General features: G+C 29.0%; 24 protein-coding genes and 1 riboswitch. All 24 genes read right to left on the bottom strand.

Annotated features, from left to right (window positions below):
• Window positions 1-172 precede the first annotated feature (172 nt).
• Window positions 173-1,150, bottom strand: coding sequence for a porphobilinogen synthase (hemB, locus tag RDX53_RS03095; RefSeq protein ID WP_195929382.1), 978 nt, complete (start codon window positions 1,148-1,150; stop codon window positions 173-175).
• A gap of 28 nt (window positions 1,151-1,178) precedes the next feature.
• A complete protein-coding gene (cobA, locus tag RDX53_RS03090) occupies window positions 1,179-2,681 on the bottom strand; it encodes a uroporphyrinogen-III C-methyltransferase (protein WP_195929383.1) in 1,503 nt (500 codons plus the stop codon).
• Complete coding sequence (gene hemC / locus RDX53_RS03085) at window positions 2,681-3,577, bottom strand: hydroxymethylbilane synthase (RefSeq protein WP_307993699.1); 897 nt, start codon at window positions 3,575-3,577, stop codon at window positions 2,681-2,683. The genes cobA and hemC overlap by 1 nt, the downstream gene beginning before the upstream one ends.
• 25 nt (window positions 3,578-3,602) lie before the next feature.
• Window positions 3,603-4,310, bottom strand: a complete 708-nt coding sequence (locus RDX53_RS03080; RefSeq protein ID WP_195929385.1) for a cobalt-factor II C(20)-methyltransferase — start codon at window positions 4,308-4,310, stop codon at window positions 3,603-3,605.
• A gap of 33 nt (window positions 4,311-4,343) precedes the next feature.
• A complete protein-coding gene (locus RDX53_RS03075) occupies window positions 4,344-5,138 on the bottom strand; it encodes a sirohydrochlorin cobaltochelatase (protein WP_195929386.1) in 795 nt (264 codons plus the stop codon).
• Between the two features lie 62 nt (window positions 5,139-5,200).
• Complete coding sequence (gene cobK / locus RDX53_RS03070) at window positions 5,201-5,947, bottom strand: precorrin-6A reductase (protein ID WP_195929387.1); 747 nt, start codon at window positions 5,945-5,947, stop codon at window positions 5,201-5,203.
• Between the two features lie 49 nt (window positions 5,948-5,996).
• The gene (cobJ, locus tag RDX53_RS03065) at window positions 5,997-6,722 is read right to left on the bottom strand and encodes a precorrin-3B C(17)-methyltransferase (RefSeq protein ID WP_195929388.1); all 726 of its coding nucleotides are present in this window, start codon (window positions 6,720-6,722) and stop codon (window positions 5,997-5,999) included.
• Window positions 6,719-7,864, bottom strand: a complete 1,146-nt coding sequence (cbiG, locus tag RDX53_RS03060) for a cobalt-precorrin 5A hydrolase (RefSeq protein WP_195929389.1) — start codon at window positions 7,862-7,864, stop codon at window positions 6,719-6,721. The genes cobJ and cbiG overlap by 4 nt, the downstream gene beginning before the upstream one ends.
• Window positions 7,848-8,612 (bottom strand): cobalt-precorrin-4 methyltransferase, encoded by a 765-nt coding sequence (locus tag RDX53_RS03055; protein WP_207743802.1) that lies wholly within the window; start codon window positions 8,610-8,612, stop codon window positions 7,848-7,850. Before RDX53_RS03055 ends, cbiG begins: the two co-directional genes overlap by 17 nt.
• Entirely contained in the window at window positions 8,602-9,183 is a 582-nt protein-coding gene (locus RDX53_RS03050) for a decarboxylating cobalt-precorrin-6B (C(15))-methyltransferase (RefSeq protein WP_195929390.1), read from the bottom strand. The genes RDX53_RS03055 and RDX53_RS03050 overlap by 11 nt, the downstream gene beginning before the upstream one ends.
• Complete coding sequence (locus RDX53_RS03045) at window positions 9,173-9,781, bottom strand: cobalt-precorrin-7 (C(5))-methyltransferase (protein ID WP_195929391.1); 609 nt, start codon at window positions 9,779-9,781, stop codon at window positions 9,173-9,175. Before RDX53_RS03045 ends, RDX53_RS03050 begins: the two co-directional genes overlap by 11 nt.
• Window positions 9,778-10,929 (bottom strand): cobalt-precorrin-5B (C(1))-methyltransferase CbiD, encoded by a 1,152-nt coding sequence (gene cbiD, locus RDX53_RS03040; protein ID WP_195929392.1) that lies wholly within the window; start codon window positions 10,927-10,929, stop codon window positions 9,778-9,780. The genes RDX53_RS03045 and cbiD overlap by 4 nt, the downstream gene beginning before the upstream one ends.
• Before the next feature lie 8 nt (window positions 10,930-10,937).
• Window positions 10,938-11,567, bottom strand: a complete 630-nt coding sequence (locus RDX53_RS03035) for a cobalt-precorrin-8 methylmutase (protein ID WP_195929393.1) — start codon at window positions 11,565-11,567, stop codon at window positions 10,938-10,940.
• A complete protein-coding gene (locus tag RDX53_RS03030; RefSeq protein ID WP_195929394.1) occupies window positions 11,540-12,442 on the bottom strand; it encodes a serine/threonine protein kinase in 903 nt (300 codons plus the stop codon). Before RDX53_RS03030 ends, RDX53_RS03035 begins: the two co-directional genes overlap by 28 nt.
• A gap of 4 nt (window positions 12,443-12,446) precedes the next feature.
• A complete protein-coding gene (locus RDX53_RS03025; RefSeq protein WP_195929395.1) occupies window positions 12,447-13,514 on the bottom strand; it encodes a histidinol-phosphate transaminase in 1,068 nt (355 codons plus the stop codon).
• Window positions 13,515-13,538: 24 nt separating this feature from the next.
• Window positions 13,539-14,528, bottom strand: a complete 990-nt coding sequence (gene cbiB / locus RDX53_RS03020; protein WP_195929396.1) for an adenosylcobinamide-phosphate synthase CbiB — start codon at window positions 14,526-14,528, stop codon at window positions 13,539-13,541.
• 1 nt (window position 14,529) lies between these two features.
• Window positions 14,530-15,894 (bottom strand): cobyrinate a,c-diamide synthase, encoded by a 1,365-nt coding sequence (locus RDX53_RS03015; protein ID WP_195929397.1) that lies wholly within the window; start codon window positions 15,892-15,894, stop codon window positions 14,530-14,532.
• A 9-nt stretch (window positions 15,895-15,903) separates the two neighbouring features.
• The gene (locus tag RDX53_RS03010) at window positions 15,904-17,442 is read right to left on the bottom strand and encodes a cobyric acid synthase (RefSeq protein ID WP_195929398.1); all 1,539 of its coding nucleotides are present in this window, start codon (window positions 17,440-17,442) and stop codon (window positions 15,904-15,906) included.
• Window positions 17,443-17,595: 153 nt separating this feature from the next.
• Window positions 17,596-17,761, bottom strand: a riboswitch (cobalamin riboswitch).
• Window positions 17,757-18,365 carry a histidine phosphatase family protein gene (locus RDX53_RS03005; RefSeq protein WP_195929399.1) on the bottom strand — a complete coding sequence of 203 codons (609 nt, stop codon included), beginning with the start codon at window positions 18,363-18,365 and terminating at the stop codon, window positions 17,757-17,759. It overlaps the preceding riboswitch by 5 nt.
• Before the next feature lie 18 nt (window positions 18,366-18,383).
• Window positions 18,384-19,154, bottom strand: a complete 771-nt coding sequence (gene cobS, locus RDX53_RS03000; RefSeq protein ID WP_195929400.1) for an adenosylcobinamide-GDP ribazoletransferase — start codon at window positions 19,152-19,154, stop codon at window positions 18,384-18,386.
• A 6-nt stretch (window positions 19,155-19,160) separates the two neighbouring features.
• Window positions 19,161-19,721, bottom strand: a complete 561-nt coding sequence (gene cobU / locus RDX53_RS02995) for a bifunctional adenosylcobinamide kinase/adenosylcobinamide-phosphate guanylyltransferase (RefSeq protein WP_195929401.1) — start codon at window positions 19,719-19,721, stop codon at window positions 19,161-19,163.
• A 21-nt stretch (window positions 19,722-19,742) separates the two neighbouring features.
• Window positions 19,743-20,789, bottom strand: coding sequence for a nicotinate-nucleotide--dimethylbenzimidazole phosphoribosyltransferase (gene cobT, locus RDX53_RS02990; protein ID WP_195929402.1), 1,047 nt, complete (start codon window positions 20,787-20,789; stop codon window positions 19,743-19,745).
• Window positions 20,790-21,004: 215 nt separating this feature from the next.
• A complete protein-coding gene (gene hemL, locus RDX53_RS02985; RefSeq protein WP_195929403.1) occupies window positions 21,005-22,300 on the bottom strand; it encodes a glutamate-1-semialdehyde 2,1-aminomutase in 1,296 nt (431 codons plus the stop codon).
• Window positions 22,301-22,321: 21 nt separating this feature from the next.
• Window positions 22,322-23,563, bottom strand: a complete 1,242-nt coding sequence (gene hemA, locus RDX53_RS02980; RefSeq protein ID WP_195929404.1) for a glutamyl-tRNA reductase — start codon at window positions 23,561-23,563, stop codon at window positions 22,322-22,324.
• Window positions 23,564-24,016: the final 453 nt, after the last annotated feature.

Genomic DNA, 24,016 nt, shown 5'->3' with positions numbered 1-24,016 from the left:
AAATATTTTTTTATTTTTTATATTTAAAATATTAAATAAATTAAATTTTTCATTGCATATACTTTCATTAACATTATAAATTTTAGGAAAAATGTAAAAAAAATCTCTTCTTTTGAAATTTTAAAAGAAGAGATTTCATTATTTTTGTATTAATTTTTTTATTCGTAAAAAATTATTTTTTTGTATTAATTAATTTTGCTATATCTTTTGCAAAATAAGTAATTATAATTGTAGCCCCAGCTCTTTTTATAGACATTACAGCTTCATATATAGCATCTTCACTTAATAGACCTTTTTTAACAGCTTCTTTTAACATAGAGTACTCTCCACTTACATTGTAAGCCGCTATTGGTAAGTCATAATTATCTTTAAATCTTCTTATTATATCTAAATAAGAAAGAGCAGGTTTAACCATTATTATGTCTGCACCTTCTGCAATATCTAAATCAGCTTCTATTATAGCTTCATTAGAATTTGCTGGATCCATTTGATATGTTTTTCTATCTCCAAATGCTGGTGCTGAGTTTGCAGCATCTCTAAATGGTCCATAGAATGCTGATGCATATTTTGCGCTATATGCCATTATTGCAACAGTTTCATAACCATTTTCATCTAATGCATTTCTAAGTGCTCCTATTCTTCCATCCATCATATCAGAAGGAGCTACCATATCTGCACCTGCTTTTGCATAACTAACAGCTATTTTTGATAAATATTCTAATGTTTTATCATTATCTACATATCCATCTTCTGTTAATATTCCACAATGTCCATGACTTGTATATTCACACATACAAACATCACATATTACATCCATTTGTGGCGCTATTTCTTTTATTTTTCTTATACCTTGTTGTAAAGCTCCGTTATCGTTATATGCTTCGCTACCACAACAGTCTTTTTTATTGTCATCAGGAACACCAAATAATATTACATGTTCTATTCCTAATTCAACTAATTCTTTAATTTCATCTTCTAACATATCTACAGAGAAGTGATAAACACCTTCCATAGAAGATATTTCTCTTTTTATATTTTCACCATCCACTATAAATAGAGGATAGATTAAATCTTCTTTTTCTAATTTTGTTTCTCTTACTAAATTTCTTAAAGCTTGTGTAGCTCTAAGTCTTCTTGGTCTTCTTAACATTTTGGCTCCTTTCATATTAATAGGTAGCTTATTCTGACATTGACTCTATCATACTTTCAATAGATGCATTTTCTGCTTGTTTATAAACTTCTAAATTATTATCTAAAATAGTTTTTGTAGTTATTCTGCCTATTGATATTATTTTAGTATTAAACAATTTATCTTTGTTTTCTTCTCCAATTAGATTGATAAAGTTTGTTACAGTTGATGAACTAGCAAATGTGATATAATCTAGATTGCCTTCTTCTAATGCTTTTATAGCTTCTTCTTTTTTGCTATCATCCATTACACTTTCATATGTTATAACTTCTGTTACATTAGATATTTCGTTTAGTTTTTCAACTAAGAATTTTCTAGCATTTTTAGCTCTAGGAATTAAAATCTTATCATCTTTTGTGACAATATCTTTTAACTCATCATACAAAGATTCTCCTACAGCATTTTTAGGCTGTATGTCTGGTTTAATTCCTCTTCTTTGGATAGCTTTTGATGTAGCTGCACCAATTGAGCAAACTTTTATATTTGCAAGTGCTCTACAGTCTAGCCCTAATTCATCTAATTTATCGAAGAATATATCTACTCCATTTTTGCTAGTTAAAACTAAATAAGTATAATCTTTAATATTTTTTATTTCATTTTCTAATTCTTTATTATCTTGAACTTTTTCAATTTTTATAGTTGGTATCTCAATAGGATTTCCTCCTAAATCCATTATTTGTTCTACTAATTTGCTATTTTGGCTTCTTGACCTAGTAACCATTATATTTTTGCCAAATAGAGGTTTATTTTCAAAGAAGTTTAACTTTTCTCTAAGGTTTACAACTGTTCCTACTACTATTAATGTTGGTGGTTTTACACCTTCTTTCATAGCAACTTCATAAGCATTTTCAAGCGTTGCTGTAACAACACTTTGATTGTAGCGTGTTGCCCAGCTGATAAATGCTACAGGTGTATCTTTAGCCATACCTTCTCTCATTAAATTTTCACTTATATTTTTTAAATTTGCTACACCCATTAAAAATACAAGTGTACCTCTCATATTAGCTAAGGCATTCCAATTTATATCAGGATTTTCTTTTCCATCTTTTCTAAGATGACCAGTTATAACATGGAATGATGATGCATTGTCTCTATGAGTTATTGGAATTCCAGCATAACAAAGCCCACCGATTGCTGAAGTTATTCCTGGAACAACCTCAAAATCAATTCCCTCTGCTTCAAGAAGTTCACCTTCTTCTCCACCTCTACCAAATACATATGGATCTCCACCTTTAAGTCTTGTTACTATTTTTCCTTCTAAGGCTTTATCAGCTATTATTCTATTTATTTGATCTTGAGGTACTAAATGGTCACTTGATGCTTTTCCAACATTTATAAACTCGCAGCCTTTTTTAGCTTCTTTTAAATAATTTATATTAGCAAGTCTGTCATAAACTATAACATCTGCTTTTCTTATGCATTCTAACCCTTTTAATGTTAATAGTTTATAATCGCCAGGTCCTGCCCCCACTAAGTAAACTTTCCCCTTCATTATTTTTCATACTCCTTTAATACACTTTTTGCTAATTCATATCCTATTTTTTGTGCATCAGCTAGAGTTCCTTCTTTAGATTGAATTACTATTTTCTTTCCGTCTCCATCTCCATAAAGTCCAGTCAGAGTAATTTTTTCTCCATCTACTTCACAATAAGCTCCCATAGGTATATGACAACTTCCATTAACACCTATTAAGAAACCTCTTTCTGCATCTATTTGTACTTTTGTAATATTATCTTTTATAGAATCTATTATTTTTTCAGTCTCTTTATCATCTTCTCTAATTTCAAGAGCTAATATTCCTTGTGCAGGAGCAGGTAACATAATATCTGTCGGTATATAATAATCTATTTTTTCTTCTAATCCAGCTCTTCTCAGTCCTGATGCTGCTAATACTACACCATCAAGATTTTCTATTTCTATTTTCTTTATTCTTGTCTCGATATTACCTCTTATAGGTACAATTTCTAAATCTGGTCTATGTTTTAATAATTGATATTTTCTTCTTTTACTTCCAGTTCCTATTTTTGCACCTTGAGGTAAATCTTCTAAAGTTTTATAACCTTCTCTAAAAATAAGAGCATCTCTAGGGTCTTCTCTTCTTGGAGAATGTGCAAATTTAAGTCCTTCTGGAAGATATGATGGCATATCCTTCATACTATGAACTGCCATATCTATTTCTTTATCTAAAAGACTTTTTTCGATTTCTTTTACGAATAATCCCTTATCACCTATTTTATCTAGTGGTAAGTCTTTTATTAAGTCGCCCTTTGTTTTTATAATTTTTATCTCAAACTCTATATTTGGGTTATTCTTTTTTAATTGTTCTACAACCCAATTTGTTTGAACAAGGGCTAAATTACTACCTCTAGTTCCTACTACTAATTTCATATTTATCTCCTTAAATGTTTTAAGATTATTTTCTTTTATTGTTTCTATTAACTAATATTGTAGAAAAATATGATATTTTTTCTTGTAGATGAACATCTCTTAAATCTTTATAAACTACTTCTCTTTCTTGAGATGAGTTACTTACTAAAATAGCACTATCTATTAAATCGTATTTTTCTAATTTTTGAACGATTTCTTTAAAGTTCTTATATACTTTCATAAGAACAAAACAATCATATGTTTGTAATGCTGCATCTATTTTCTCTTCTTCCATAGTACATGGTATAACCATAAGTGGATCTGTATCCATTACTAATGGGAAGTTTTGATTTGATGCTATATTTGAGAAAGATGATATACCCGGTATAGTTTCAACTTCTATCTCGTCCATTAATCTTTCCATAATATATACATAAGTACTGTATATCATAGGATCTCCTAAAGTTATAAATCCTACTTCTTTCCCTGCTTTTACATCAGCTTTTATTTCAGCTGCTATAGCATCCCATGATGCCATTTTTTCTACACTATCATTGTTCATTGGGAAATGTCTTTGTTTTATTTCAACAGTATCTGGTACATATTCCTTTACTATTGATAATGCTAAACTATCTCCACCTTTTTTTGGTTCTGGTGTATATAATATATCTAACATTTTTATTGTATTTACTGCTTTTATTGTTACTAATGTACTATCTCCTGGTCCAGTTCCTATTCCATAAAATTTTGCCATTTATATTTCCTCCATCTAGCCTCGTACGTTAATTTATGCTAACTCTTTTTCTAATTCTTTTGCGCAATCTAATGCATGGTTAACAAATTTATCTTGGATTGCTGGGTATTCCCCTAAACCTTGTAAATGCACCTTTACATTAAATCCTTCTTTTTCTAATATAGATTTCCATGAATCTTCTTCATCACTTGCCATATCATTAGTAGCATGGTCTCCCGCAACTAACATGAAAGGTAATACATCAACAGTTTTTATGTTATCTGCTTTTAATTTTTTAACTACTTGCTCTATTTCAGGATATCCTTCAACTGTTCCTATATATACATTCATATCATTGTCTCTAAACATATATTCTAAAGCTGGATAAGCTGCATGACTTTCGTGTGTAGTTCCGTGTCCCATAAATACAACTGCTTCATCTGGTTTAATTATTTCTAGTTGTTTTCTTACAGCTTCAACTGTTTCTTTATAGTCTTCTATTGAAGTTAAAAGAGGTCTACCTAAAGCTATTTTTTTGAATTTAGGTTTAAAACTTTCAACTTGTTCTTTTAATTTGTTGTATTCTTCACCACATATTATGTGTAATGTTTGAACTACTACTTCTTCATATCCTGCATCTGCTAATTTTTGTAGAGCCTCTACTGGATTATCAATAAGCATGTTATCTCTCTTTTTTAATTTTCTAATTATCATATTTGAAGTAAATGCTCTATAAAAATCATATCCTTTAAGATTCTCACTTATCTTTTGTTCACATGCTTCTATTGTCTTCTTTCTAGTTTCATGATAGCTTGTACCAAAACTTACTACTAATACTGCTTTTTTCATCTTTAATTTCTCCTTAATATTTAAATACTCCTCCAATTTAAAAATAAAAATAACCCATAAAACTATACTATTTTTTCTATATCTTCAATTCTATTTATTACTTTTGGGTAGTCAATTTGTTTTCTAGTTATGATTACCGCTGGTATATTTAAAGCTTTGCATGCATTAATTTTTTCTAAAAATCCTCCTGCAACTCCACTTTCTTTAGTAATTAATAAATCTATGTCATATTGTCTATAAGCAGCTATATTAATTTCTTCAGTAAAAGGACCCTTCATAGCGATTATGTTATCTGCATTAAGTCCTAATTCTTCACAACTTTTTAGGACATCACTTGTAGGCAATACGCGCGCAATTAGTTTTTTTCCCTTTATAAGTTCTATATATTTATCTAAATTTTTACTACCTGTTCCAATAAATATGTTATTTCCTTTTTCATTTGCAATTTCACATGCTTGTTCTATATCTTCAACAACATATATATCGTCATAATCTATTTGTTTTATAAGAGATTCTCTTTCAAATCTCACATAATCTGTATTTGATATCTTTGAACATTCAATTGCATTGCTAGATACAATTGTTGCATAAGGATGTGTTGCATCTATTATTTGAGTTATGTTCTTTTCTTTTATTAAAGATACCATATCTTCTATTGTCAATTTTCCTAAGAATACATTCTCTGTAGCTTTTTTGGCAATATCCCTCCCATATTCTGTTGTAACTGAAACCATATATGGTAAGTTCATTTCGTTTAATTTATTGCAAATACCTATACTATCGGATGTTCCACCTAATACTAAAATCATGATATGTATCCTTTCCTTTATGCTTAATAATTTCTTTTTATAATACTAGTTATACTGTATATCCTCTTGGTGTTATCATTAAATCATCGTGGATATATGTTGATTTGTTTCCTATTATAACCATAGTAGTCATGTCAACTCTTTCAAAATCCATTGTATCGAAAGTACATATGAATTTTTCTTCATCTGCTCTTCCTACATCTTTTACTATTCCAACAGGAGTTGAACCATCTTTAAATTCACTCATTATTTTAAATGCTGTTGCTAAGTGTTCGCTTCTTCCTTTACTTCTTGGGTTATATAAACATATTACAAAATCAGCTTCTGCCGCTAATCTTAATCTTTTTTCTATAACTTCCCATGGAGTCATTAAATCACTTAAACTTATATGGCAAAAATCATGCATTATAGGTGCTCCTAATACTGCAGCTGCTCCTATACTTGCAGTAACTCCTGGTACTACTTTAACTGGTATATCTACGCCTTGTTTTGTTACTAACTCAAGTATTAGACCTGCCATTCCATATATTCCAGAATCTCCACTACTTATAACAGCTACTTTTTTACCTGTCTTAGCAATTTCGATAGCTTCTTGGCATCTATCTACTTCTTTTCTCATTCCATTTTGAACTACTTCTTTATCTTGTATAAATTCTTCAACTAATTTTATATATGTTTTGTAACCTACGATTACTTCAGCCTCTTCCATTGCTGCTATTGCTTCTTGTGTCATTAAGTCTCTGCATCCAGGACCTATTCCTATAACGTATATCATTTATTCACTCTCCCTGCCGAAAATGTTATTCCAGTGTATTTTTGTTTTTCAATAATTAAATTTCCATCACTAAGTAAATGTGCACATGGTTCAGCTACAGAATATACTCCTACATTCTTTTTGACCCATTCCGATTTTCCATATAGATGATCTATTTGTGATATTTCTTTTACGGTAAATGTTTCAAAAGGCACATTTAAATAGTTTGCTAAATCTATAATTGCTTTTTCATCTTTTTTTATTTCTATACTACCTATTTTCTTTATAGAATTTATATCTATATTGTTAATTCTTGAAAACTCATGTAGCGATTCTTTCATATGTTGGCTATCAGTATTTTTCTTACATCCAACTCCTAATACAATGTCTTTTGGAACTAATTTTATTATTTTGTCGCTTTTGAAATCTAGTTTTTGCTTATTAGTTACTACGACTATTGTCTCTATATTTTCTAAATCTTTATTATTGTTGTTATGGATATTTAACATATCTTCATATGTTAAAAGTGTAAAACCTCTTGTATCTATGTGATAGTCTCCATCTATAAATAAACCTACGGGCTTGTTGTTAACTATCATAGAATTCACCTTCAATACATTATCTCTGAAGTTTTCTATATATCCATTTATACTTTTTGCTATCATATCTAATGAAGATTTATTGTTTATATCTGTTGCAGTTGTTATAACTGGATTTGCATTTATTAAATGGCTTATATATAAAGTCATTTCATTTGCTCCTCCCATATGTCCACTCAATAAACTTATCACATTAGTCCCTTTTTCATCAGTCACTAATATTGCTGGGTCTTTAAATTTGCTTTGTATTAATGGAGCGATTGTCCTCACTACTATTCCAGTAGCCATAATAAATATAATATATCTATATTTGTTAAATATCGTAGGTATAAAGTTGCTTAATTTTTCTTTTATCCTAACTATATTTTCAATACTTTTATATTGAGTATTTATTTTAGCATTATCATCGTTACTTATGTTACAAACCTCTTGTAACTCTGTAGATTTTTCTCTTTTTACAAAATAAATATCACCTTCATGTAATTTATTTTGCATTTCTAATGCTAACTTTTTTCCATTCTCAGTAATACATATAATAGCAATTTTATTATTTTCTGTATTCATGTTTGAAGTCCTTATCATATAATTTTGAATTATTATATGTAGTACCTAAGAATTCCCCTACCATTATTAATGCTGTTTTCTTTATGTCGTTTTCTTTTACTTTAGCTGCTATATCTTCTAAAGTCCCTTTTACTACTTTTTCATCTGGCCAAGTAGCTTTATATACTACTGCTATTGGAGTAGTTTTTGGATATCCACCAGCTATTAATTTTTCTACTACTTTTTCAATTTCTTGAACAGATAAGAATATTACCATTGAAGTTTGGTGTTTAGCAAAAGATTCTATAGATTCTTTTGGTGGAACTGGAGTTCTTCCTTCCATTCTAGTTATAACAACACTTTGAGATACTTCTGGAACTGTATATTCAACTCCTAGTGCTGATGATGCACCTAAGAATGAACTTACACCTGGTGTGCAGTCATAATCTATATTTAATTTTGCTAAATCTTCAACTTGTTCTCTTATTGAACCATATATAGAGAAATCTCCTGTTTGTAATCTTACAACTGATTTTCCTTCTCTAATTCCTCTTTCCATAACTTCTATGATTTCTTGTAAATTCATATATGCACTATCATGTATTTCACAACTTTCTTTACAATATTCAAGAAGTGCTGGGTTTACTAATGAACCTGCGTATATTACAACATCAGCATTACTTAGTAATTTATATCCTTTTAATGTTATTAATTCTTTATCCCCAGGACCTGCCCCTACAAAATGTACTTTATTAATGTTAGTATTCATTATCTTCTTCTACTCCTTTTTCGCATGAAATTATATATATTGGATTGTGAGGTTTAAAATATTCCCCTGTTCCTAACTTTTCAAGTTTTGCAACATTTAAAACTGTAACATCAATATTTTTAAACCCTTTTTCTTTTACTAATCTCAACATTTCATAAAATGTATCTATTATTATAAAGTTTGCTACAAGTCTTCCTCCATCAACTAGTAAGTCTTTAGACCAATCTATAATTTCTTCTAATTTTTTACCAGTTCCACCAAGGAAAATTGCATCTGCTTTTATATCTTTATCTAATTCTACAGGTGCATAAGCTTTTATTATTTCTACATTATCTAAATTGAACTTTTCTTTATTTTGTTTTACTAAATCAATTGCATCATCATTACGTTCAATAGCTATAACTTTTAAATTTGGATAGCTATATCCTGCTTCAATTGATACACTTCCTGTTCCTGCACCTACATCAATAAAAGTTTTTGCATTTAATAACTCTAGTTTATTTAGAGAAATAGCTCTAACTTCTTCTTTTGTTATAGGAACTTTTCCTGTTATAAAATCTTTATTCTTCATCTAATATCACCACTACATTCATATCAAATTTATCAACTGCTAATATAGCTTCTGGTTTTCCTATTGTTATCTTCTCATTTTCATAAGATAGATTTTCTCCTACAACAACAGTTTTTTTCAGATTTCTTTTTTGTATTTCTCTACTTATCTCATGTGGTCCAATTTTACTATCAGTAACCATACATACCTTTTTATGAGAAAGTATATAATCAAAATCTGGCACTTTCCCATGACTACTTGTAATATAAACATCATTCATATCTACAAATATTCTTGAGAATATGTATTGAAGGGAGCTTATCCCTGAAACTATATTTAGATGTTTGTGTTCTATGTTATTTGAAAGGTATTTTCCAATCCCATATATAGATGGATCTCCAGATGCTATAACAGAAATATTTTTATCTAAGTTATTTTGTATATATTCTAGAATTTCTTTTAGATTAGTAGATAAAACTACCTTTTCACCTTTAAAATCTTTTATTGATTCTAGATTTCTTCTTCCACCAATCACTACATCTGATGAGTAAATAATTTTCTCACCCAATTTAGTAATATAACCTGTGTTACCAGGACCCAAACCTATAATATTTATCATTTGAATACCTCCACTATAGACTCTGCATTATCAGATTTTGCTATATATGATTTGTCCATTCTAAACATATACACACCTACTTCTATATCATCATCACCTAAATGTTGTTTTACTCTATCTCTGCATTTATTACATAAGACTTCATAAACACCTGTATATTCACTATCATCTATTATTTCTACTGCACCCTCAGCTGTCACACATTTATCTATTTCTTGTAAAAATTCTAGTGGCGCTCCCATAAGTGCCAAGTTAGCAATCATAATTTCATTTCTAGCATCAGCGACTTTGCTATGCGTGTGGAATATGCCGGCAGCTATCTTTATAAATTTACCAATATGTCCTGCCATAAGTATTTTTTTATATCCCATACGCTTGGCTTCCATAAGCATATAGCCTACAAAATTACTCATTCTAACTACATATTTTTCATCCAAACCAAGTTCATTTTTTATAAACTCTTCACCGTGGTTTCCTGGGACTAAGATGATTTGGTCAATTCCTTGTGCTCTTTTCATTTCAAGCTCAATAGATAATGATTTTTTCCATCCTTCATCACTCATAGGTTCTACTATTCCAGAAGTACCTAAGATAGATATTCCTCCAACTATACCAAGTCTAGGATTAAATGTTTTTTTAGCAATTTCAACACCTTCTGGCGCAGATATAGTAATTTTTAGTGTTTTTGATTTATCTATATATGTGTTTAAATCTGTTCCTAATACTTTGTGGATTTCGGTTTTAATCATATTCATTGGAACTGGATTGATTGCAGATTTTCCAACCTCTACTTTCAGTCCTTTTTTTGTTACTGTTCCTACTCCTATGCCACCTGTTACATAAATATCTTCTTCCTCATTAATTCTATCAATTATTTCTGCTTTTGCAAAAATGTCCATTTTATGAGTTGCATCGATATCATCTCCACCATCTTTTTGAATAGAACAAATCGCATATTTTTTATTTATTTCTATATTTTCAGGCTTTAAAGTAAGATAAATTCCCTTGGGCGTATCTATATTAACTGACTCCAGTTTTTTTTGAGTAATTAACATATATGTTGCTGCTTTAGAGGCTGCTGCTGCACAAGATCCTGTAGTATATCCTCTTCTATATTTTTTGCCGTCTATATATACATACTCTTCCATAACTCTACCTACATTGCATATAGTATTGCATTAACTATCGCAGCAGCTATATTGCTACCACCTTTTCTACCTTGTGCCACTATATGAGGTATTTCTGTTTGTTCTAATTCATATTTTGACTCAGCAGCACCAACAAATCCAACTGGTACACCTACTACTGCATCTACATTACAACCTGATTTTTGCATTTCCATAACTTTATATAAAGCTGTTGGGGCATTTCCAAGAACAAATATCTTTCTTCCTGTATCTTGCATAGCTAATTCAACTGCTGCCATAGAACGAGTTATACCTTTTTCTTTTGCTAGCTCTCTTGTTTTTTCATCTGCAACTAAACATTTATACTCACATCCTAGTGCATTTAATCTAGTTTTATTGATTCCACTTAAAGCCATATTTGTATCTGTGTATATTGTGCATTTATTATTTAATGCATCTATTATATTTTCTACAGCAGTTTCTGATATTTTTAATATGTCTAAGTATTCAAAATCTGCACTTGTGTGTATGCAACGTTTTATAATTTTTTCTTCTATTTCATTTTTAAATTTATATCCTGGTCTTATATCATCGATTATCCCTTGAATTATTTCAAAACTTCTTACTTCTATCATTTTTGGGTCTTTAATATATTCCATTCTTCTTCCTCCCTGGATTGTCCATCAATAATGTCTGATGTATATATTTTTTTATAGTGTCGAGATATTTCACTATCTCTTAAATATTGTATTATTCTTTTATCATCCATTTCTTTATACATTAGAACTCCAATAACAGTTCCGCTATGGGCAATATTTACCCCATAACACCCAAATTTATCAGAAATTTCTATAATCTCTTTTAAAAATGGTTTTTTGTGTATATTTTCATTTGCCAAACCACTATATGTGCATGCTCTTCCAATTAAATTAAGATCGTTTTTTAATAGACCTTCATCTAATAAATCAAAAGATGTTTTTATTATTTCTTTATTTTGCATCTTATAAGATTTGTAATCTGGCATAGTTCTAATTAGTTTTGTATTTAAAATATCATCAGGCTCTAATATAACTACCTTTGTATCATTTATTCCACCTAGATATTTTTTTACATCTGCTGTAAGTGGATTAAATATACTATGTTGATTGAGTAGTAGAGAATCAGTCGCTTCTATTTTTACGGCTAATTTGGAGATTTCCTCTCCGGTTAAGGTTTTATTCAACATAGATAATGTAGCTTTTATTGTAGCTCCAATATCAGCGGTAGAACTAGCCATTCCCTTTCCAATAGGTATCTGACTTTTTATATTGAGCGATATATTTTTTGTATCTTCTATAGGTATATTAAATTTTTCAAAGACAAGCTCCATAGCTCGCCTTGATTTACTAGGGCCTTTGTTGATTATGTCTTTGCTTTCTTCTAAAGTTGCCACTGAAAATAAATTAATTGCATATGATGATAAATATTCTTCATTGTCTAAAATACCTTGTACAAATTCTCCACAAGATGCTGGACATACTCCATAAAACTTCATATTATTATCCTAATATTTTGTTTAATGATTCGATTAAGATTTTATTATCTTTGTGACTTTTTATTGCCACTCTAACATAATTTTTATCTAATCCAATAAAGTTTGAGGCATCTCTTATAAGAATATTGTATTTTTCAAAAAGCTCTAATTTTAATAAATTAGCTTCGTAATCTCTTAATTTTATAAGAATGAAGTTTGTATCTGTATCATAAACTTTTAATCGAGATATTTTTCTCAATTCTTCTAACATAAACTTTCTTTCGCTTATATAATAATCTTTGCTGTTTTTTATATATTCTTTATCTTTAAATAAATAATTAGATAAATTTTCAGCAAAAGAATTTATAGTCCAAGGTTCTTTGTAGTGATATATAGTTTCTATTATTTCTTCATTGCTAGTTACGCCATATCCTAATCTAAGTCCTGGCATCCCAAAGAATTTAGTTACTGCTTTTAATATAAATAGGTTTTTTGTTTCTTTTACTCTATTTACTAAGCTATATTGTTCTTCATTTTCTACAAATTCCATAAAAGTTTCATCTACAATTAAAAGTTTATTATTTTCAATCATCAAATCTAATAATCTATTTAAATCTTTAACTTTTCCATTTGGATTATTAGGATTACAAACAAACAAACTATCAAATTTTTCTATATTTTGTTGTATTTCATCTAAATCAATGCTAAAGTTATCTTCCTCTTTTAAATGAAAGTTTATTACTTCTAAATCATTTAATTTAGCCCCTCTACCATACTCTGAAAAAGTAGGGTTTAATATTGCTATTCTCTTTTTTATACTTTTCATAAGAAGATATATAATTTCTGTTGCTCCATTACCTGGAATTATATTTTTACTATCTATATTTATATAATCAGAAATGTTTTCTCTTAAATTTGTATAGTTTATATCTGGATAGCTTCTACTTTTTTCTAACCCTTCCAAAACATATTTTCCTAGATTGGAAATTATATGTGGATTTACATTTGAACTAAAATCAATTATATTTTCTTCGTTTTTTCCAAACTGTTTAGCCATATTATTGACATTAGCCCCATGGCCTAAATCCTTCATATGTATCCTCCTTATAATCATTAATTACATGAAAATACAATATATTATCACGTAAAATAATGTGAATACTAGCATAGAAGTTAAAGAAGTTGCGTATAAAATTTTGTTTGTTCTTGCTATATCTTGAACTTCTATTTCTCTAGTTTTATCTCCAATAGTCGGCTTATATACTGTTTCTCCAAAATAAACATTTGTACCACCTAATTGGATTCCTAATGCACCTGCAACTGCACCTTCTGAAAATGCACAGTTTGGGCTTTTATGATTTTTTCTATCTCTTATTGCTATTTTGAAACAATTTTTATAATCATTTCTCAAGAAAAAGTTTCCTATTGTAAATAATATAACTGATATTCTCGATGGAATATAATTAGCTATATCATCAATTTTTGCCGAAGCAAAACCAATATGAAGATATTTTTCATTTTTATATCCTACTGTTGAATCTAAAGTATTAATTGCTTTATAAGTCATTGCAAGTGGGGCTGCAAGTGATATTCCACCAACAGTTAATCCTGCACCAATAAAAGCATAAACTAACGGTGAAATTAAACCATCAACAGTATTTTCTGCAACTGTCTCTACTGTTGCTCTTATTATTTCTTTTTCACTTAAATTTTCAGTATCTCTACCTACTATATAAGATAGTTGAATCCTTGATTTTTCTATATTTCCTGTCTTTAATACTTCATAGATCTTTTTTGCTTCATCTTTTAAGCATTTTGTAGCTAATGTTGTATAAATCACAACTGAATTAATTATAACATAAATTACCATGTTAAAACTTACCAGTTTAATAATTATGTAAGTTATTAAAAAAGTTATTCCTACAGTTATAAACCATAGAAAAAATCCACCTATTTTTAATCCTTTATCACTTTTTGCTACTTTTCTTATAAAGTTTTCTACGACCTTTATTAATTTTCCTATATATTTAACTGGATGAGGAAATGAATAAGGGTCACCTACAATCAAGTCAGTAATATATCCTAAATATAATGATAGTATATTCATCTTATTTATTTCCTTTTTCTAAAAAGTTTGCTATACAATCTAAGTTGTTATAAAAATGAGTATGTAAATAAGTTGCTAAGGTATTTCCACTACTATACCCTCCATCCCATCTATCTATGACTACTCCATTTCTTTCTTTTGTCATTTCGTATGCACAAGGCTCCTCACTATCAAATATTGAATGATGGAACTCATGCCCTTTTATTACTTGTCCCTTTTTAGCTAAAACAGTATCTTCTTTTGCTTTACCATTACAATATCCAAATCGTTTCAATGATGATGTCATTTTGCTCGTTCCTTTAAATATGCCGACCATATCGAACAACTCTTTATTTTGATTTTCTAGTTTTTCGCCTAAATACATAAGACCGCCACATTCTGCATATATAGGTATATTATTTTTATGAGCATCTAATATTGATTCTCTCATTGATTTATTGTCATGTAATTCTTTTGAGAATATTTCTGGGAAACCTCCTCCTATATAAATATAATCAGCTTTTGGAACTTTCTCATCATGCATCGGACTAAAATATTTTATTTCTAATCCTAGCTTCTCTAATAATTCTATATTTTCTCTATAGTAGAAATTAAATGCTTTATCAAATGCTATAGCTATAGATTTATTTTCTACTTTATGTTCTTTTATAAATTTATCTAAATCAAAATTGCTATCTATGTCTTGTGTTTCTGATATTTCTAATATTCTATCAATATCTATATATTTTTCGATTTCATCTGCTAAGTTATCAAATTTTTGCTTTAAAGAGTCCATTTCTACACTTGGGACAAGACCTAAATGTCTAGACTCTAGTGAAAATTCTTTATTTGGTGGAAAATATCCTAAAACTTCTATGCCTGTGTATTTTTCGATAGCACTTTTTAAAGTATTGTAATGACTTTCACTTTTTACATTATTAGTTATAACACCTTTTATATTTACATCAGTATCTAGCATTTTATATCCTAAAACCATAGCTGCAGAAGATGCGGCCATAGCTTTTGCATTTATGACTAATATAACTGGTGCTTTTAACATTTTTGATGTATATGAACTTGTGCAATCATTTAAATCTATTCCATATCCATCATATAATCCCATTACGCCTTCTACTACTGCTATATCAGCATCTTTAGATGCTTCTTTTACTATATACTTTATTTTTTCATCTTCAAGCATATAGGAATCTAAATTTCTAGAATATCTTCCTGTTATAAAAGTATGATAAGAAGGATCTATATAATCTGGTCCAACTTTAAATGGTTGTACCTGTAGTTTTCTTTTTGTAAGTGCTTGCATTATACCTAATGAAATAGTTGTCTTTCCGACACCACTATTTGTCCCTGCAATTAATATTTTCTTCATCTCTACCACCTATTGTCCTTTACTTTCTTCGTGCTCTTGCATTATTTGATATATTTTTTCTATATCAAGATGTTCTCTTAAGAAGTCTGCTAATCTGTCGTATTCTTTATCCTTAAATTCTTTAAATGATTTAACTTTACTGTCTATTTTATCTAGACCTTTCATTTCTCTTATGTTGTTTAATATAGTTCTAGTAAAATCTATATCATCAAATATTCCATGAAGATATGTTCCGAAAACATTGCACTCTGAGTTTACACTTCCTTCTGTGTAATTAACTTTTTCATCTAATTTTTGTGTAATTGTGCATAGATTTTTTATTTCATTACCTCTATTGGTAACGCCCATATGTATTTCATATCCTTTAACTTTTTTACCTTCTAAATTATTTAAATATCCACTTAAATCTTTATCTATTATTGCCTTAACTTGAGTTGTTATCTTTTCTAGTTCAAAAGTTGTTTCAGTATCTAGAAGACCTATCCCTTCAACTTCCTCTAGATCACTTTCGACATGATATGGGTCTCTTAATTTTTTACCTAGCATTTGATATCCACCACAAATACCTATAACTAATTTTCCTCTTCTATGTAATTCCTTTATTTGTTCTTCAAGACCATTATTTCTTAAAAACATTAAATCATCTATTGTACTTTTAGTACCTGGAATAATTACTATATCAGGATTTCCTAGAGATTCTCCATAATCTACATATCTAATACTTACATCTTCTTGAGTTTCAAATATATTAAAATCTGTAAAATTAGACATATGTGGCGTTCTAACAATTTCTATATGTATATCATTTCTCGCCATTTGCTTTTTAAATCTCGTAGTTACACTATCCTCATCTTCTATTTTTATATCACAATAAGGTACAACACCTAATACAGGTACATTTATTATTTCTTCTAACATTTTTACTCCGGAATCTAAAAGCTCTTTTCTACCTCTAAATTTATTTATTATTACCCCTTTTACTCTCTTTCTATCTTCTTCGCTTAATAAAAGCATTGTTCCAGCAAGTGATGCAAAAACGCCACCTCTATCAATATCACCAACTAATATTACTGGTGCATCTGCTATTCTTGCCATTCCCATATTGGAAATATCTCTTTCCATTAAGTTTATTTCTGCTGCACTTCCTGCACCTTCCATAACAACTATATTGTAGTTTTCTTCAAATTCTTTAAATATATCTCTCAATACATCCATTAACTCTAACTTATATTCATGGTATTGTAGAGAAGTCATATCTCCAACTACCTTTCCTCTTACTATAACTTGGCTTTTATTGTTGCCACATGGTTTAAGTAATATTGGGTTCATATCTGCTATTGGTTCTAATCCACATGCTTCTGCTTGTGAAACTTGGGCCCTTCCCATCTCTAGTCCTTCCTTTGTTATAAATGAATTAAGGGCCATATTTTGAGATTTAAAAGGAATTACAGTATATCCATCTTGTTTAAATATTCTACCTAAACCTGTAACTATTGTACTTTTCCCAACATTGGATGCAGTTCCTTGAAACATTATTTTCTTACTCATAGCCTCTTCCCCTTCTATTATTTGTAGCGCTATATATTAACTAAAATAAATCTATATTTATCGTATATATATTTAGAAAACTAACAAAAAAATCCTAATAACGAGATTAGGATTTTTTGTATTTATAAAAAAATCTTCACCCCGAGATTTTAACTCTAATAAATTAATTAATCCAGGTATCCTGACTTAACATCATCCTACTCCTACACCTTCCCATTTTCTCAAACAGTGGTTTCTATAGTTTCATCCGTTTCACAGTAGCGGGGGCTGTAAAGGCTTTTACCTTTTTCCCTGAGAAAAATTAATCTAATATTCTATTTTAAAAAACTTGTTTCATTTAACTTATTAATAACAGCAAATCCATTATCAATTTCAACAATACTTATAGATGCATTGTCGATTTTAAAATTCCAATGGTATTCAAAACTATTTGAAATTAAATATGTTAAAATATTTCTAATTGTCCCTGCATGAGCACATATTAAGATTGTCTCATCTTCATCAGACTCATCTAAAATAAATTGTGTTTCTTTTGATACTCTTTCAAAACAATCAACCAAGCTTTCTCCATTTGGATATGTATATTCATATCCTTCTTCTATCATTTTGTTAAATTCATCAGGATAATCTTTTTGAATTTCTTTGAAGTCTTTTCCTTCAAAATCTCCAAAGTTAATTTCTTGTAAATCCTTACTCTGTTGTATTTCTATTGAATTTATTTTAGCTAAATATTTTGCAGTCTCTTTAGTTCTACTTGACGTCGTAGTATATATCTTATCAATTTTTTCATCACTTAAAAAGCCTGTTATTTTTTCTATTTGTATCTTTCCTTCTTCACTTACTTTACTATCTATATGACCAGAGAGTTTCGCAAGTTTATTATCTTCTGTAAGTACATGACGTACTAAAATTAATTTTTTCATTTTCTTCTCCTTACAATGCTAAATTACTGAAATTAGCATATAAGTATATATTAAGAAAAATACTTCTCCAAGTTCTATCGTGCAACCTAGTATATCTCCAGTTACACCATCAATCTTTTTATATATATGTTTTTTAAACAATAATGCAAATACTATTATAAATATAATAGAACTTAAAACTTTTATAATTGTCGCAATAGGTTGTAAGAAAATAAATTTTCCAAATAATATAATTAATATAGAAGAATATACTATACCTGTTATAAGCATTCCCATAGTACATTTTCCTATAAATAAATTACCCATACCTTTTGCTCTTGGAGTTACTGTTTTGTAAGTCATTATCATAACTCCAATTCGCCCTATAACCGGCATAAAAATAACTAGCCATAACAAGTTATTTTGTACTAAGCTATTGATAAATCCTATTTTTAGTAGTATTAAAAACATTATTGCAAGAAGTGAATTTGTTCCTAATCTGGAATCTTTCATTATTTCTAAAATTCGTTCTTTGTCTCTATTACTGTATATTGCATCAAATGTATCACCTAATCCATCTATATGAAGGCCTCCTGTTGTTAAAACTTCTATAAGAGTTATAACTATAGCACTTATAAATGGATCAAATATTGTCAACGAAAGCCAACCAAAAATATATGTTATTATACCGATTACAAATCCTACTAATGGAAAATATACTATTGATTTATGGAATTCTTCATCAAATCCTGTTTCTATCCTAATTGGAATTCTCGTCATAAATTGTAGTATTGAAATAAATCTATTCATATCTCTCTACCCCTTTATTTTTGTAGGAATTCCGCATACAACAAAATAAACTTCATCACTTAGTTTTCCTAGCATTTGATTTATTCTGCCTACAAAATCACAGTAAACTCTACCTAATTTATAACCTGGAACTACTCCTAGTCCAATTTCATTTGTAACCATAACGAAATATAAATCAGTTTTTTTAACTTCTTCCATCAATTTTTTAATTTGGTCTTGTATATAAGCTTCTAACTCATTTATTTCTTCTTCGCTTGCATTATCTATGTCTATTCCATCAGTAAACATTAAATTATTTACTAATAAAGTGATGCAATCTAGTATAACTGTTTGATGTTTTTCACTTATATCTTTTATTATTTTATAAATATCTTTATAAATTTCGTATGTTTTCCACTCTTTTGGTCTACTTGCTTGATGCTTTCTAACTCTTTCTTTCATTTCATCATCAAAAGCGACTGATGTTGCAATATAAGCAGTACTATTATTTTGGTTTTTACATAGTGATTCTGCAAATCCACTTTTTCCAGAGCGTGCACCACCTGTAACTAAAATAACTTTGCTCATAGTTTTCTCCTTAATGTTTTATTACATACCCATATCAACTTCATCGAAAGTTAGCATATTTTTATAAACATAGTTTGCAGCTTCTATCATATTGAATGCTAAAGCAGCCCCACTACCTTCTCCTAATCTCATATCCATTTTTAAGAATGGATCTAATCCTAATAATTCTAAAGCTTTCTTAGCTCCTGGTTCTGCTGAATAGTGTGATGCTATCATATAATCTTTACATCTTGGGTTTATATTTACTGCTATTAAAGCTGCTGCATAAGATATAAATCCATCTAAAACAACTGGTACTCTATTTGCACTACATCCTAATATAACACCAGCCATAGAACCTATTTCAAATCCACCAACTTTTTGTAATATATCTATTCCATCTGTTGGATTTGGTTGGTTTATTTCTATAGCAGTTCTTATTACTTGTGCTTTATGTGCTAATAGTTCTTTTTTAAGACCTGCACCCATTCCTGTTACTTCTTGTGGGTCACATCCTGCAATTACAGATATTATTGCAGCAGATGGTGTTGTATTTGCTATTCCCATCTCACCTATACCTATAACTTTATAATCTTCTTGTATGTATTTTTCAGACATCTCTATCCCAATTTCTATTGCTCTTATAGCTTCTTGTCTTGTCATTGCAGGACCTTTTGCCATATTAGATGTACTTTTTCTTATTTTACAATCGATTACACCTTCAATTGGCTCATCGCAGTTAATCCCTACATCTACTAATTGAACATCTGAACCTACAAATTTAGAGATTGTTCCTACACCATTAATTTTCTTTGGAAAATTCATAGATTGTAAAAGTGTTATATTTTGATTATTTGGAGCTACTCCTTCTTCATATACACCATGATCACATGCAAAAGATAAAACTATCTTTTTTGTAGTATCAAAATACTTGCTTCCGTATATACCAGCTAATTGTATACTTATCTCTTCTAATTTTCCTAAACTTCCTTGTGGTTTTATTAACCTATCTTGCCTAGCTTGTGCTTGTTCCATAAAACGAGTATCTAATGGGTAAATATTTTTACATATACTCTCGATTAAACTCATTGTATGCCTCCCTCTGATTTTGAATTAGATATTGTCAAAAAATAAATAAAATTAATCCTAGCCATAAAGGCTAGGTTTAATTTTATTAAAAATATATCTATTATAAATTATATTAACTAATTTCTAAAGTTTCTACTAATTTCGTTAGATTTTTATAATTTAATTTGTATTTTTTTGCCAATTTTTATATTTTTATAATAAAAGTTAGATTTTATTTATAAATTATGGCATGCTTTTAATGCTTCATAGTTGCATTTTATTGTATATTCTATATCCTCATCTGTATGAGCATAAGATAAGAACATTGCTTCATACTGACTTGGAGCAATTAATATTCCTCTGTCTAACATTTCTTTGAAATATTGATTAAATTTATCTATATCTGATTTAGTTGCATCATCAAAGTTTTGAACTGGTCCTGATGTAAAGAATAAACAAACTAATGACCCTGCTCTATTTACAGTATAATCTAATCCTAATTTTTTAAGATTCTCTTGTATTCCTTCTTGTAGCATTTTACCTTTTCTGTCTAATTCAGAATAAATATCTTTATGGTCTCTTAATGTTTCAAGGTTTTTCTTTCCTAAGAACATTGCAAGAGGATTTCCTGATAATGTACCAGCTTGATAAACAGGTCCTACTGGAGATACACATGCCATTATTTCTTTTTTCGCTCCATATGCTCCAACTGGCATACCTGCACCAATTATCTTACCAAAGCAAACCATATCTGGTTCAACACCAAAGTATCCGATTGAACTATTGTAAGCAAGTCTGAAACCAGTTATAACTTCATCGAATATTAAAACACTTTTATACTCTGTACATATATCTCTTAGTCCTTGTATAAATTCTTGGGTTCCTGGAACAACCCCCATATTTCCTGATACAGTTTCAACTATTACTGCTGCTATATCATCACCTTGTTCTTCAAACACTCTTCTTACATCTTCTATATCATTATATCTACATACTAATGTATTTTTTACTACGTCAGCAGGTACTCCTGGACTTGTTGGAACACCGAAAGTTAAAGTTCCAGAGCCTGATTGAACTAATAATCCATCAGAATGTCCATGATAACATCCTTCAAATTTAAGTATTTTATTTCTATTAGTATATCCTCTAGCCACTCTTAAAGCACTCATTGTAGCCTCAGTACCTGAGTTTACCATACGCACCTGATCTATGGCAGGATATGCATCAACTATTATTTTAGCAACATCTATTTCTATTGGTGTTGCTACCCCATAACTTGTCCCTCTCTTAGCCATTTCTTCTAGTCCTTCAGACATAAAATCTGGACTATGTCCTAGCATAAGAGGTCCCCAAGAACAAATATAGTCTATATATTCATTTCCATCAACATCGATTAATCTATCACCATGTGCTTTATCTGCAAATATAGGCGCTAATCCTACTGATTTAAATGCTCTAACTGGACTATTTACCCCTCCAGGAATGTATTTCTCTGCTTCTTTAAATAATTGCTCTGATTTAGTATACTTCATTACTTTATATCCTCCATAAATTTATATTTCAAATAAATCCTCAATAACTTTTATGTATTCTTCTCTCTGACCTTTATTTTTTACTTGTTTTAAATTCATGATAGGTTCTCTTATTACCCTTTTTAATGCTGAACCTAACATTTTTTCGATTATTTTCTTTTCCCTTTGGTTTAAATCGATTTTTCTATAAATACAATCTAAAGTGTCTTCCTTAATTTCAATACATTTACTATTTAATGATTGTATTGTAGGATCCATGAAAGTCAAGTCTAGCCATTCTACAAATTCGTCAATTTTTACACTTATAATTTCTTGTGCTTTTTGTGCTAACTCATTTCTTTTTATATCATTTTGATCGTGAATTTCTTTTAAATCATCAATATCGTATAATTCTACATAATCTAATTCATTTAATTTAGTATCTATATCTCTAGGCAATGCAATATCCATAATATATATTTTCTTATCTAATTTTGGCATTTCATCATATCTTATAACTAAATGAGGTGATGCTGTTGCACTAACGATAATATCTATGGATTTTTCCTCAATAACTTTATGTCTATCACTATATTCTATCGGAATTATATTTTTAAATTTACTTTGTATTGCCTTTGTTTTTTCAATATTTCTATTAGCTACATATATATTTTTTATCTTTTCTTCTTCTAAGTGGTTTAAAGTAAGTAAATTCATCTTACCTAATCCTACAATTAAAGCATTTTTACCTTCTAGAGAACCTATTTTCTCCTTAAGTAATTTTACACCTATATAACTAATTGAAAGTGGTTGTTGTGATATTTTTGTTATAGTTTTTATTTCTTTAGATGTTGTTATCGCATCTCTGAATAATTTATTAAATACTTTTTTTGTTGCACCCAATTTCATACAAAATTCATGGGCATCTCTTACTTGTCCAAGAATTTGGTCTTCCCCCAAAACAAGTGAGTCTAAACCTGCTGTAACTTCAAATAAATGCTGAATTGCTTCTAAATTTGTTTTCTTAAATAAATATTTATTTATATCTTTTACCCCAAAATACTGCTCATAAAAATCTGATAATTCATTAATTTTTATATCTATATTTTCTGCGTTTATATATATTTCACTTCTATTACAAGTAGATATAATTACTACTTCCTCAATCTCTTTATCTAACAGTATATTTATAACTTCAATTTTTTTCGTATCAGTAAATGATACGGCTTCCCTAACATTTATTGGAGCTAAATTATGATTTACCCCTACAACTCCTATGTTCATATTCTTCCTCCATATTTTCAGATTTTCCCTACTCAACACCTTTACCTATAGTTTTTATTTTATAACATATTATTATAAAAAAAAAGTAACATGTCCCAAAATAATAAAGTATTCTTACAAAATCGCTATTTTTATTTGTTTATTATCAAATCAAGTATATTAGTCTATATTAAATTAAATTAAATTTATAATTGTATTTATTTTGTACTTATTAAATCCCCTAATCTAAAAGTACTTCTTTCTATTTCATAGTCTTTATCTTGTAAAAATCGGTAAAAAAAATGAGCCTTACTAAATATAATTTATATTTATAATAGGCTCGAAAATTCAATTTAGGTTTTTAAAAAAAGATTTTATATTATCCTTTATATTGTTTAATTTCTCGAAAACAAAAAAAAATTACGTGGCTACGTCTTACTCTCCCAGGCGGTTGCCCACCAAGTACCATCAGCG

Origin of the sequence: uncultured Intestinibacter sp., assembly GCF_902468165.1 — a bacterium.
Lineage (GTDB): Bacteria > Bacillota > Clostridia > Peptostreptococcales > Peptostreptococcaceae > Intestinibacter.
Note: the sequence above shows the minus strand (reverse complement) of the source record. Positions and strands in the feature narration are given on the sequence as shown.